Raw genomic sequence first — 11,951 nt, forward strand, 5'->3', positions numbered from 1 at the left:
TCTCCCTGTCTTCCTCCGGGGCCGAGGCGAGGCGCCTCGGGAAACCGGGTCATGCCGCCCTCTCATAGAGGGTGACGACGGCGGCCCCACCGAGACCGATGTTGTGCTGCAGCCCGAGAGCTGCGCCGTCGACCTGTCGGGGGCCGGCGGTCCCGCGGAGCTGCCACACCAGCTCGGCGCACTGCGCCAGGCCGGTCGCGCCCAGCGGGTGACCTTTCGAGAGCAGCCCGCCCGACGGGTTCGTGACGACGCGGCCTCCGTAGGTGTTGTCGCCATCGGAGACGAGTCGCTCCCCGGTGCCTTCCGGTGTCAGTCCGAGCGCTTCGTAGGCGAGCAGTTCGTTGGTGGCGAAGCAGTCGTGCAGCTCGACGACGGGGATGTCCGTCGGTGAGACCCCGGACGACTCGTAGACCTGCTGCGCCGCGCTCGCCGTCATGTCGTAGCCGACGAGCTGCCGCAGGTCGTTGGCTTCGAAGGTGCTCGCCGTGTCCGTCGTCATGGCCTGTGCGCGAATGCGGACCGTCGCATCGATGCCGTGGGCGGCCGCGAACTCGGGCGTGCAGAGCACGGCGGCGGCGGCGCCGCAGGTGGGCGGACAGCACATCAGACGCGTGAGCGGCGCGAAGACGGACGGAGAGCGCAGCACGTCATCCAGGGTCAACGGCTCACGGAAGACCGCATACGGATTGCCGGCCGCGTGCCGCCGCGCCTTGACCGAGACCTTCGCGAACGTCTCGGCGCTCGTGCCGTACTGCTCCATGTGCGCCCGCCCCGCGCCGCCGAAGTACTGGGCGGCCATCGGGGCATCGCTAGCGCCCTGCACCGCCGCGGTGACCTCGTCGAATCGTGCGAACGGCGACAGCCGGTCGCTCCAGGCGGCGCTCAGTGCGCCCGGCGTCATCTGCTCGAACCCGACGGCGAGGACGCAGTCGGCCATCCCGGACTCGATCGCCTGGCGAGCGAGGAAGAGCGCCGTGGATCCGGTGGAGCAGTTGTTGTTGACGTTCACGATCGGGATGCCACTGAGCCCGACCCGGTACAGCGCCGCCTGGCCGGAGGTGGAGTCCCCGTACACCCAGCCGGCATAAGCCTGCTGCACGTCGCCGTAGTCGACGCCGGCATCTCGCAGTGCCCTGATCGTCGCGGTCGATGCCATGTCCTCGTATCGGGCGCCGGCGCTCGGCTTGGAGAAAGGAACCATCCCGACGCCCGCCACCACGGTCTTCGTCATGCGCGCCTCCTCGCTGAGCCTCGGTCGCTCGTCGCCGACGCGACGTGCGTCGCCCGTGAGGCACTATGACGGATTCCCGAAAATTAGTCAAGCTGGACTAGTCAGGCCGGATGTGGCAGCGGCTAACATGCAGTCATGGCATCCGGTCAGGCAGCGCTGCCCGTTCAGAAGCGAGCGTGGGACACGCGCGAGCGCATTCTCGATGCGGCTGTGACCTGCCTGGCCGAGCACGGCTACGCGGCGACGACGACATCCAGGATCCAGGAGCGCGCCGGCGTCTCGCGGGGGAGCCTGCTGCACCAGTTCCCCGCGCGGGACGACCTGCTCATCGCCGCAGTGCAGCATCTCGCGCAGCAGTGGACGAACTCGTCACCCGCCGAGGAGGGCGGGGGGCAGGTCTCCATCGACGAAGCCGTGGAGATCCTCTGGGCGAGCTTTCAAGGAACCCTGTTCCGCGCCGCTCTGCAGCTGTGGGCCGCCGCCGACCACCGACCGGAGCTCGCCGCGGCACTGCGGCCCCGCGAGCGCGAGCTGGGGATGCGCATCCGCGCTGTCATCGCCGAGCGCTTCGGCCCGGAGTGCGCCGCCCACCCGTTGTTCGAGGACCTCACCCGCACGCTGCTGAGCAGCATGCGCGGTGTGGCTCTGACCCACACGTTCCAGGCCCGCGACCATGAGCGCGATCCGAACCTGCCGGGCTGGAAGCGCCTCGCGCACCACGTTCTGGAGTCATCGACTGACTAGTACAGCTTGACTATTACTTTCGGACAGGGCACGATAACCGGGAATTGCAATGACGCAACCCCGATCGGAGCAACATGGGAACCGCACACCCGGATTCCGCCGTCCTGACCCCCGGCACGCCGTTCGTCACCGCCATCCGGCGGTACGCCGAGATGCGTCCCGACGAGGTCGTGATCACCGACGACACCGGGGTGATCACCCGGCGCGAACTCGAGTCGCGCACCAACCGGCTCGCTCGGGCCTACGCCGGCCTGGGTGTACAGGAAGGCGACCTCGTCACGATCGGGCTGCCCAACGGCATCCCGTTCTTCGAGGCGGTGATCGCGGTCTGGAAGCTCGGTGCCACGCCGCAGCCGGTGTCGCACCGTCTGCCGGCGCGTGAGCTGGAGTCGATCATCGAGGTCGCCGGCTCATCACTGGTGGTGGGGCTGGAGGCCGGCGCGCGGTGGGCGAGCATACCGGCGGGCTTCGAGCCCGATCCGCAGCTCGACGACGGGCCCCTCCCCGTCGTGATCTCGAAGAGCTGGAAGGCACCGACCTCGGGCGGCAGCACGGGCACCCCCAAGGTGATCGTCTCGACCGGCCCCGCGGTGATCGACGTGCTGCTTCCGCTCATGCCGCTGTTCAAGATGGATCACGGCGGCGTGAAGCTCACGACGACGCCGTTGAGCCACAACATGGGGATCATGTTCTCCTCGGGCCCGCTCATCACCGGCGGCACGCTGGTGATCGCGCCGCGCTTCGACGCCGCGGCGACCCTGGAGCTGATCGACCGGCATGGAGTGGACTGGACGTGTCTCGTGCCGACTATGCTGCACCGGATCGCCAAGCTGCCCGCCGAAGTGCGCGACCGTGCGGACCTCTCGACGCTGCGCGCCATCGCGACCGGCGGCGCGATGCTCCCGCAGTGGCTCAAGGAGTTCTGGGTGGATTGGATCGGCGGCGACCGTCTCTCCGAGTTCTACGCCTCGACCGAGACGCAGGCGATCGTCATCGCGACCGGGGAGGACTGGATCGCGCACCCGGGGACGGTCGGACGCGTTGCGATCGGAGAGCTCCAGGTGCGCGACAGCCGGGGCCGTGTGCTTCCGGACGGCGAGACCGGCGAGCTGTGGGTGCGCCGCGGCGCCGGAGCACCGCCTCCCTACCTCTATCTCGGCGCCACGCCGGAACGCGACGAGCAGGGATGGGAGACGGTGGGCGACATGGGGCACACCGACGACGGGTGGCTGTACCTCGCCGACCGGAAGGCCGACATGGCGGTCGTGGGCGGATTCAACGTCTACCCGGCAGAAGTCGAAGGGGCGCTGGAGGCTCATCCGGCAGTGCTGTCGAGCTGCGTCTACGGCATCCCGGACGAGGAGTACGGAAACGTGCTGCACGCCATCGTGCAGACCTCGACGCCGGTGAGCGACGACGAGCTCAGAGCCCATCTGCAGGAGCGGCTCGTGCCGTACAAGATCCCCCGCGCGTTCGAGCGAAGCGACGAGGCGATCCGCGACGACGCCGGCAAGGTGCGCCGATCGGCGCTGCGTGCGCGCAAGCTGGCCGCAGCGGAGCAGCCCCGTCCGGCGTGAGGCCCGGACCGCGCCCTCTCAGCCGAGCACCCGGGTCAGCTTGTGCGGGTTGCACACCTGACGGATGCCGCGGATCATCCCCGAGGGATCGAACTCGATCGTCATCACATCGACGCGGCCGGAGTGGGCGAGCGCCAGGGCCGGCTCGCCGTTGACGTCCAGCGGCGTGATCGTGAACGGGTGGGACGGGTCGTAGGCAGCGGCCTTCTCGCGCACGCCGACGAAGAAGCGGTGCACCTTCGCGGCACCGAAGATCGGATTCCGGGTCGCCGAGACGACGCCCCCGCCATCCGTCCACAGGATCGTCTCGTCGGTGAGCAGCCCCAGCAGTGCCTGCAGATCTCCGCCCTGCACGGCATCGACCAGCGCCGTCAGCGTCCGCGGGTCAGCGGCGCGCGGCGGCGTCGAATCGTCGTCGAGTCGCAGCCGGCGCTCGCCCCGGGAGATCAGCTGCCGCACCGCCGCCGGAGACTTCTCCAGGACCTCGCCGATCTCCACCGCCGACATGGCGTAGGCGCGGTGCAGCACCACCGCCGCCCGCGCCTCGGGGGTCAGCTGCTCGGCGAGGTGCAGCAGGGCCAGCGAGAGCATCTCGCGGTCGGCGACCGCCTCTTCCGGCAGTCGCGAGGTCGCCACGGGCTCGGGCAGCCAGTGCCCGGTGTACTCCTCGCGCACGGATGACAGGGAGCGCACGCGATCGATCGCCCGCCGCACGCACGTCGTGGTCAGCCACGCCGGCCACGAGCGGATGCCGTCGGCATCCGCCCGCTCGGCGTTCAGCGCGTCGATCGCCACCTCGGAGACGACGTCCTCGGCGTGGCCGAAGTCTCCGAGCATCCGGTACGCGATGCCGATCAGCCGGCCGCGCTCGGTCTCCCAGGCGCGGGTCGCGGGGGTGATGACGGTGGTCATGGTTGACACGCTACCGCCGCCATCCCCCTGTCAGACGATCGGATGCCGGTCATCGACCGGCGGCTCCATCCGCGTCGAGATGGCGATCCGGTTCCACACGTTGATGGTGCAGATGGCCATCACGATCCCGCCCATCTCGCTGTCGGAGAAGTGCTGCGCCGCAGCATCCCAGATCTCGTCGGTCACCGTGTCCGGGCCGAGTTGCGTGATCGCGTCGGTCAGCGCCAGCACCGCCAGCTCCTTCGGCTCGAACAGGTTGCGGGCGTGCTGCCACGCCCCGACCGCGTGCAGCGTGCGCTGGGGGATGCCGTGCTTCGCGCCATCGGTGGCGTGCATGTCGACGCAGAAGCCGCACCCGTTCAGGATCGAGGCTCGCAGCTTGATCAACTCGTACAGGCGCTTCTCGACCGATTTGCTCGCATACGCCTCCATCCCGATCACGGCGGCGTAGCCGAGCTTGTTGGTGCGTCCGATGTCGATCCTGGTCATGGTGTCCTCTCCGGCGGCTCGTTCGAGGCCGTCACAACCATGTCGGAGACCGGACCGAAAGTGTGACAGGCGTCATGCGCATCTCGCACACGGTCGACCCTGCGACAATGGAAGCACCCCGTGCGACCGACCCGAGGAGTCCCCTGTTGTCCAGCAGCGACGCGCAGTACATCTCCACCCGCGGCGGCATGCAGCCGCAGCCGTTCAGCGAGACGCTGCTCGAGGGACTCGCGCCCGACGGCGGCCTCGCCGTGCCCGAGACCCTGCCCCGCGTCGAGGCCGAGACGCTCGAGCGCTGGCGCGCGCTCACCTACCCGCAGCTCGCGGCCGAGGTGCTCGGGCTCTTCGCCGGAGACATCCCGCGCGAAGACCTCGCCCGGATGACCGCCGCGGCCTACGCCGATTTCCCTGACGAGGTCGTGCCGTTGCGCTCCATCGGCGACGGCATCACGCTCGTCGGCCTCTCCGAAGGGCCGACCCTCGCCTTCAAGGACATGGCGATGCAGTTCCTCGGGCAGGCGCTGGAGGACGTGCTGGAGAAGAAGGACCGCGTGCTGAACATCGTCGGCGCGACCTCGGGAGACACCGGGTCGGCAGCCGAGCACGCCCTGCGGGGCAAGGAGCGCGTCTCGGTGTTCATGCTGTCGCCGCAGGGCCGGATGAGCTCGTTCCAGCGGGCGCAGATGTATTCGCTCGATGACGCCAACGTGCACAACATCGCCGTCGAGGGGGTCTTCGACGACTGCCAGAACCTGGTCAAGGCGCTGGCCGGCGATCTCGACTTCAAGCGCGCGCAGCACCTCGGTGCCGTCAACTCCATCAACCTGGGGCGCATCGCCGCCCAGGTCGTCTACTACTTCTGGGCCTGGCTGCGCGTGACCGACGCCGTGGAGCCGGAGTACCGCCCAGGGTTCGAGGTGTCGTTCACGGTGCCCTCGGGCAACTTCGGCAACATCCTCTCGGGGCACTTCGCCAAGGGAATGGGCGTGCCGATCCGACGTCTGGTGCTCGCGGCGAACGAGAACAACGTGCTCGACGAGTTCTTCCGCACGGGCGTCTACCGCCCCCGGTCGGCCGCCGACACCCATGCCACGTCGAGCCCGTCGATGGACATCTCGAAGGCCTCCAACCTCGAGCGCTTCATCTTCGACCTGGTGGGGCGCGACGGCCAGGGCGTCATCGACGCGTGGGCGGCGCTGGATTCGCAGGGCTTCTTCGACTTCTCGGCCGAGCAGCCGCGCTTCGAGGCGGAGTTCGGCATCGTCAGCGGCACCTCGACGCACACCGACCGACTCGCGACGATCCGGTCGGTGTACGAGGGCTCCGGCGAGATCATCGATCCGCACACGGCAGACGGCGTGAAGGTCGCGCGTGAGTTCGTCGAGCACGACGTGCCGATGCTCGTGCTCGAGACCGCCAAGCCGCAGAAGTTCGCCGAGACGATCACCGAGGCCATCGGCGTCGAGCTGGAATTCTCACCCGAGCTGCGGCAGATGATGGATGCCCCGCAGCACGTCACCGAGATGGCGGACGACGAGGCGGCGCTGCGCGCCTTCGTGTCGGAGCACGCGCTGCACTGACGCGATCGGCTCAGGCGCGCGGTTCAGCACGCGCACGCGGGTGCACGAGTCCGGAGAGCGCTCCGAGGGCGGCACCGGCCAGAGTGTCGATCACGCGTTCCAGCGCGATGCCGAGATCGCCCGATGTGCCGGTCGCCGCTCCCAGGAGCAGCAGCACCAGCGGCGTGATGAGCGTCAGGGCCAGCGCGTAGTTGCGCACGACGACGAGCTCGATCGAGAACTGCAGCACGCCCAGCAGGAGCGCCAGCCACAGGCCGCTCGGATGCAGCGCGGCGAGCAGAACGTACGCTCCCGCACCCACGATGGTTCCCAGCAGCCGGTGCAGGGCGCGCTCGAAGGCCGCGCGGCGAGTGGTGGCGACGCCGACGACGGCGATCGCGGCGCCGACGACCCAATACATCCGGGCGGGATCCAGCCAGAGGCCGACCGGCACGCCGACCGCCGACACGATCGCGACGCGCAGGATGAGCAACTTCGCATCCGCGTCCCAGGCGGGACCCGGAAACAGCCGGCGCAACGGGCGGGCCCGCACCGCCCGCATCCGTCGGAGAAGCAGCGGCGCGGCCGAGACGAGCAGGCAGAACACGCAGCCCGCCGCGACCGCCGAGACGTACACCCATCCTGGGACGGGCGCAGACGACGCGACGGTCGCGGAGAGGCCGAACACGAGCACGAAGAACAGGGGCCCCGGAGGTCCGAGACGGAACCCGAACGCGAGAGTCGCGCTGACGATCGCGACGACGACGATGCCGACCGTCACCGTCACGGGACTCGCCGCCGCTGCGGCGCCGAGTGCGGCGCTGAGAACGAGAGCGCCTGCCACGATCGGCAGCACACGCACGCGCTCCGCCACCGGCGACGACGCCGCGAAGAGCACCGTGAACGCGCCGGAGGCCGCGAAGTAGCCGAGAAGCGGATGACCGATGAGTGTCATCAACGCGATCGGAGCCGCGATGCCCACGCCGGCCTGCAAGCCGATCTGCCAACGAGGGCCGCGAGAGGGACCGAAGGCGAACAGGCTCACGACTCCATTCTCTCCGGTTTCGCGCGCATGCCGTCTCGTCGAGTGCTCGACGGCCCGCGTCTCGCACGGCAGCGATCACTAGGCTGAGCGGATGAGCACCGCCCGCCCCGGCATCGCCGAGCGCCTGTCCCGGATGATCCAGCTGCCGACCGTCTCCGCCGAGCTCGAGCAGCGCGGTCATGCGCCCTTCGAGGCGTTCGAGCGGCTGATCGCCGAGCTCTACCCGCTCGTGCACGAGCACCTGACGTTCGAGAAGCACACCGAACTCGGACTGCTCTTCCACTGGAAGGGGCGAGATGCGGCATCCGACCCCGTGGTGCTCATGGCGCACTACGACGTCGTGCCGGTCGACGAGTCCGACGCCTGGACGCACCCGCCCTTCGACGGGGTCATCGCCGACGGGCGGGTGTACGGCCGCGGCGCGCTCGACGACAAGGGGCCGCTGATCGTCGTCATCGAAGCCGTGGAGAACCTGCTGGCCGCCGGCTTCACGCCCGCCCGCGACGTGTACCTCTCCATCGGCGGCAACGAGGAGACCTTTGGTGATGCGGCTCTCGCCATCTCGAACGCGTTCCGCGAGCGCGGCATCACGCCGTGGATGGTCGTCGACGAAGGCGGTGCCGTCGTCGACTCGCCGCTGCCGTTCGTGCCCGGCGGCGCCGCGATGATCGGCGTCGGGGAGAAGGGCATCGTGACGCTGCGGCTCTCGGCGCGCGGTGACGGCGGTCACGCCTCCACCCCGCCGACGCTCACGGCGGTGCGCCGCGTCGCCCGCGCGGTCAGCAGACTGGGACCGTCCACGTTCCGCGCCCGGTCGCCGAAGGCGGTGCAGCGGATGCTGGCACAGTTCGCCACCCGCACACCGGGCGCCGCCGGCTTCGGGCTGAGGATGCTGAGCCGGATGCCCGCACTCACCGCGCTGCTGTTCGCCCGGCTCGGTGGTGAGCCGGCTGCGCTCGTGCGCACCACGGTCGCGGCGACCATGCAGTCCGGCGGGACGGCGGCGAACGTCATCCCGTCTCAGGCATCCGCCACGATCAACCTCCGGCTCGCGCTCGGCGAGACGATAGACGGGACAGTGCTTCGGGTGCGCGACCGGCTCGCCGACCCGTCGGTCGCGATCGAGGTGCTCGACGGCAGCGACCCCTCGCCGGAATCCGCAGCCGACGGAGAGCCCTGGGCACTGCTCGCCGCCGCGCTGGGCGTCTCGCATCCCGGCATCCCCGCCACCCCTTACGTGATGATGGCGGCGACCGACTCCCGGCACTTCCACCGCTTCTCGCCCGCCGTGTACCGGTTCGCCCCGCTGGAGATGTCGGCCGCGCAGCGGGCGTCCATCCACGGCGTCGACGAGTACGTCGACGTCGACGCCCTCGAACGAGGGGAGCGGTTCCATCGCGCGCTCATCGAGCGGCTACAGTGAGCTGACCCGACCCTTCGAGGCACCCGAACAGGAGGCGCGATGACGCGCACCGACACCACCCGCGTGACCCTCGGCGCGCTCGCCGCCGTGGTCGGCTTCCTCGCGTTCGTCGAGTTCACCAGCGGTGTGCTGCAGGGCTACTACACGCCGATGCTGACCGACATCGCCCGGCATCTGGGAATCCACGACGCCGATGTGAACTGGCTCGAAGGCGCCCAGCTGATGCTCTCGGCGCTCGTCGTCCCGGCCTTCGCCAAGCTCGGCGACATGATCGGGCACAAGCGGATGCTGCTCGTCTCGACAGCGCTGACCGCAGCGGCCGCCCTGGTGCTGCCCTTCACCGACTCGTTCGTCGTCTTCCTCATCGGCTGGGCGCTGATGGGCTTCTACGTGGTGTGGCTGCCGCTGGAGATCGCCCTGATCTGGTCGCGCTCGCGATCGATGGAGGGCCGGTCGGTGATCACCGCGCGCGCCGCGGGCCTGCTCGTCGCGGCGCTGGAGACCGGCGCCATCCTCGGGGCGCTGGCGGGCGGAGCGCTCATCGACGTGCTGCCGCTCACGGTTGTGCTGCTCGTGCCCGCGGTGCTGATCGTGGTCTGCTTCTTCGTGATCCTGTTCGGGGTGAAGGAGTCGCCTGAGCTCACCGGCGGGCGACTCGACACGGTCGGCATCACCCTCATCTCGCTGGCGCTCATCGCGTTCACCGGCGGGCTCAGCCTGCTGCGCCTTCCGGGCGGACTGACGAGCGCCTGGGCGTGGGGTGTCGTCGTGCTCGGCGTCCTGCTCGTCGTTCCGTTCGTGCTCTGGGAGCTGCGCCACGACGATCCGGTGATCGACGTGCGCATGTTCCGCTCACCGGCGCTCGGCCCCGTGTTCCTCACCGCAGGGCTGTTCGGGGTGAGTGTGCTGGGTGCCCAGGCGCCGCTGTCGACGTTCGCCCGCACCGACCCGTCGGTGTACGGCTACGGACTCGGCACGACGGGGTTCGCGACCTCGCTGATCATCGGCATCTACCTGATCGCGATGATCACCGGCGCCCTGCTGTTTCCCGTCATCGCACGTCTGACCGCGCCGAGGGTGACGCTGATGGGTGCTTCGGCGCTCGTCGGCGTGGGCTTCCTGCTGTTCCTCCCATTCCACGACACCTACCTGCAGGTGGTGACGAACATGGTGATCGCCGGCCTGGGGTCGGGTGCGCTCGTGGCCGCGCTGCCCGCCGCGGCAGCATCCGCCGCCCCCTCGACGCAGACCGGGGTCGCGACCGGGCTGACCAACTCCGTCAAGACGGTCGGCGGGGCGATCGCCTCGTGCGTCTTCGGCATCGCGCTGCTGAACGGCGTGGCGGATGCCACCGCCACCGGCTCCGAGGCGACCGCCGGCTCGCTGACCGGCTACCTCACGGTGTGGATCGTGTGCGGCGTGACCGCGCTGGCGGCCGCCGCACTGCTGGCGTTCGTGCCGAAGCAGGCGTTCACCGACCGCACGGCCCAGGGCGTCCCGGTCGCCTGACGGGGGCGGGGCGGGGCGCTTGCCCCTTCGCCGAGTGCGCCGATGCTGCCGAGTGCACGGCCTGTTCGCGCGAACAAGCCGTGCACTCGGCGAGGTCCCGTGCTTCGACGGGGGCGGGTCAGTCGCCCTTCACGTTGACGATCTGGCGCAGCGTGTGCCGGATCGACACCAGGTCGGCGGCGTCGGCCATCACCTGATCGATCGGCTTGTACGCCTGCGGGATCTCGTCGATGAAGGCGTCCGTGTCACGGAACTCGATCCCGGCCATCGCCTCGCGCAGCTGGTCGTGCGTGAACGTGCGCCGCGCCGCCGACCGGGAGTACTCCCGACCCGCCCCGTGCGGTGACGAGTTCAGCGACAGCGGGTTGCCGAGCCCCTCCACCACGTAAGACGCGGTGCCCATCGATCCGGGGATGAGCCCGGGCCGACCGACGTCCGCCTGGATGGCGCCCTTCCGGGACACCCACACCTGCTTGCCGAAGTGCTTCTCCGACTCGGTGAAGTTGTGGTGGCAGTTGATGCGCTCCTGCTCGTCGACCGGGGTGCCAGCGAACTCCGACACCTGGCGCACGACCCGGTCCATCATCTCCTCCCTGTTCAGCAGGGCGAAGTGCTGGGCCCACCGCAGCTCCCGGATGTACCGGGTGAACTCCGGCGTGCCCTCCACCAGATACGCCAGGTCGGGGTGGGGAAGGTCGATCCAGAACTGCTTGGCCAGCCGCTGCGCGACGGAGATGTGGTGCGCGGCGATCTTGTTGCCGACGCCCCGGGAGCCGGAGTGCAGGAACAGCCACACCCGGTCGAGCTCGTCGAGCGACACCTCGATGAAGTGGTTGCCCGAACCGAGTGTGCCCAGCTGCAGCATCCAGTTGCCGGCGTACGAAGTCGGGTCGAAGCCCGCCTTCTCGGCGAGGCTCTCCAGTTCCGCGATCCGGGGCTCGGCGGTCGCGACGATCTTGCGGTTGTACCGTCCTGCCGAGAGCGGGACGGCGCGCTCGATCGCCTCGCGCAGCGGGGCGAGGTCGCGCTGGGCGAACTCGGATGCCGAGAACTGCGTGCGCACGGCGATCATGCCGCAGCCGATGTCGACGCCGACGGCGGCGGGGATGATGGCGCCGAGCGTCGGGATGACCGAGCCGACCGTCGCCCCCTTGCCGAGGTGCGCATCCGGCATGAGTGCCAGATGCGGCTGGATGAACGGCATGCGTGCGGTGGTGTGCGCCTGATCGAGCGTCTTGTCGTCGATCAGTGACGCCCACGACAGCAGCCGTGCGGAGAGCCTCTCCATGATTCCTTTCCTTCTGTGATGTGCCGGTCACAGGTCACGGAGGATTCAAGGGAAATGCCCCGGACCTGACGGTGCGGGGCATGCGAGCAGCGGATGCTGTCACACGGCGCGCGCCGGAGGGTACGACTCGTCGCGGTCATTGCGCTTCAGTTCGAAGGCAAGGACCGTGGGAAG

At 69.6% G+C, this 11,951-nt stretch carries 10 protein-coding genes; 5 read left to right on the forward strand and 5 right to left on the reverse strand.

What is annotated here, in order from left to right; all coding sequences use genetic code 11:
• Positions 1-49 precede the first annotated feature (49 nt).
• The gene (locus ACFWHT_RS02720) at positions 50-1,231 is read right to left on the reverse strand and encodes a lipid-transfer protein (RefSeq protein WP_378825230.1); all 1,182 of its coding nucleotides are present in this window, start codon (positions 1,229-1,231) and stop codon (positions 50-52) included.
• 135 nt (positions 1,232-1,366) lie between these two features.
• Between ACFWHT_RS02720 and ACFWHT_RS02725 the strand changes: the two genes are divergently transcribed.
• The gene (locus tag ACFWHT_RS02725; RefSeq protein WP_378825232.1) at positions 1,367-1,975 is read left to right on the forward strand and encodes a TetR/AcrR family transcriptional regulator; all 609 of its coding nucleotides are present in this window, start codon (positions 1,367-1,369) and stop codon (positions 1,973-1,975) included.
• A gap of 74 nt (positions 1,976-2,049) precedes the next feature.
• Positions 2,050-3,552, forward strand: coding sequence for an AMP-binding protein (locus ACFWHT_RS02730; RefSeq protein ID WP_378825233.1), 1,503 nt, complete (start codon positions 2,050-2,052; stop codon positions 3,550-3,552).
• A gap of 18 nt (positions 3,553-3,570) precedes the next feature.
• Here ACFWHT_RS02730 and ACFWHT_RS02735 read toward each other — a convergent pair whose 3' ends face one another.
• Both ACFWHT_RS02735 and ACFWHT_RS02740 read right to left on the reverse strand, forming a co-directional pair.
• On the reverse strand, positions 3,571-4,464 hold the full coding sequence (locus ACFWHT_RS02735; RefSeq protein WP_378825235.1) for a sigma-70 family RNA polymerase sigma factor: 894 nt from the start codon (positions 4,462-4,464) through the stop codon (positions 3,571-3,573).
• Positions 4,465-4,494: 30 nt separating this feature from the next.
• Positions 4,495-4,953 carry a carboxymuconolactone decarboxylase family protein gene (locus tag ACFWHT_RS02740; protein ID WP_378825237.1) on the reverse strand — a complete coding sequence of 153 codons (459 nt, stop codon included), beginning with the start codon at positions 4,951-4,953 and terminating at the stop codon, positions 4,495-4,497.
• A 188-nt stretch (positions 4,954-5,141) separates the two neighbouring features.
• On the opposite strand from ACFWHT_RS02740, the gene thrC reads away from it, so the two are divergent.
• Entirely contained in the window at positions 5,142-6,533 is a 1,392-nt protein-coding gene (thrC, locus tag ACFWHT_RS02745; RefSeq protein ID WP_378827866.1) for a threonine synthase, read from the forward strand.
• A gap of 10 nt (positions 6,534-6,543) precedes the next feature.
• Here thrC and ACFWHT_RS02750 read toward each other — a convergent pair whose 3' ends face one another.
• On the reverse strand, positions 6,544-7,557 hold the full coding sequence (locus ACFWHT_RS02750) for an FUSC family protein (protein WP_378825239.1): 1,014 nt from the start codon (positions 7,555-7,557) through the stop codon (positions 6,544-6,546).
• Positions 7,558-7,648: 91 nt separating this feature from the next.
• Here ACFWHT_RS02750 and ACFWHT_RS02755 point away from each other — a divergent pair, with 91 nt between their 5' ends.
• Positions 7,649-8,980 carry a M20/M25/M40 family metallo-hydrolase gene (locus tag ACFWHT_RS02755; RefSeq protein ID WP_378825240.1) on the forward strand — a complete coding sequence of 444 codons (1,332 nt, stop codon included), beginning with the start codon at positions 7,649-7,651 and terminating at the stop codon, positions 8,978-8,980.
• Between the two features lie 39 nt (positions 8,981-9,019).
• Positions 9,020-10,489, forward strand: coding sequence for an MFS transporter (locus ACFWHT_RS02760; RefSeq protein ID WP_378825241.1), 1,470 nt, complete (start codon positions 9,020-9,022; stop codon positions 10,487-10,489).
• A 118-nt stretch (positions 10,490-10,607) separates the two neighbouring features.
• Here the strand turns inward: ACFWHT_RS02760 and ACFWHT_RS02765 are convergent, their stop codons facing one another.
• Positions 10,608-11,777 carry an RtcB family protein gene (locus ACFWHT_RS02765; protein WP_378825243.1) on the reverse strand — a complete coding sequence of 390 codons (1,170 nt, stop codon included), beginning with the start codon at positions 11,775-11,777 and terminating at the stop codon, positions 10,608-10,610.
• Positions 11,778-11,951: the final 174 nt, after the last annotated feature.

The sequence above is a fragment of the Microbacterium sp. NPDC058342 genome, assembly GCF_042723935.1.
Lineage (GTDB): Bacteria > Actinomycetota > Actinomycetes > Actinomycetales > Microbacteriaceae > Microbacterium.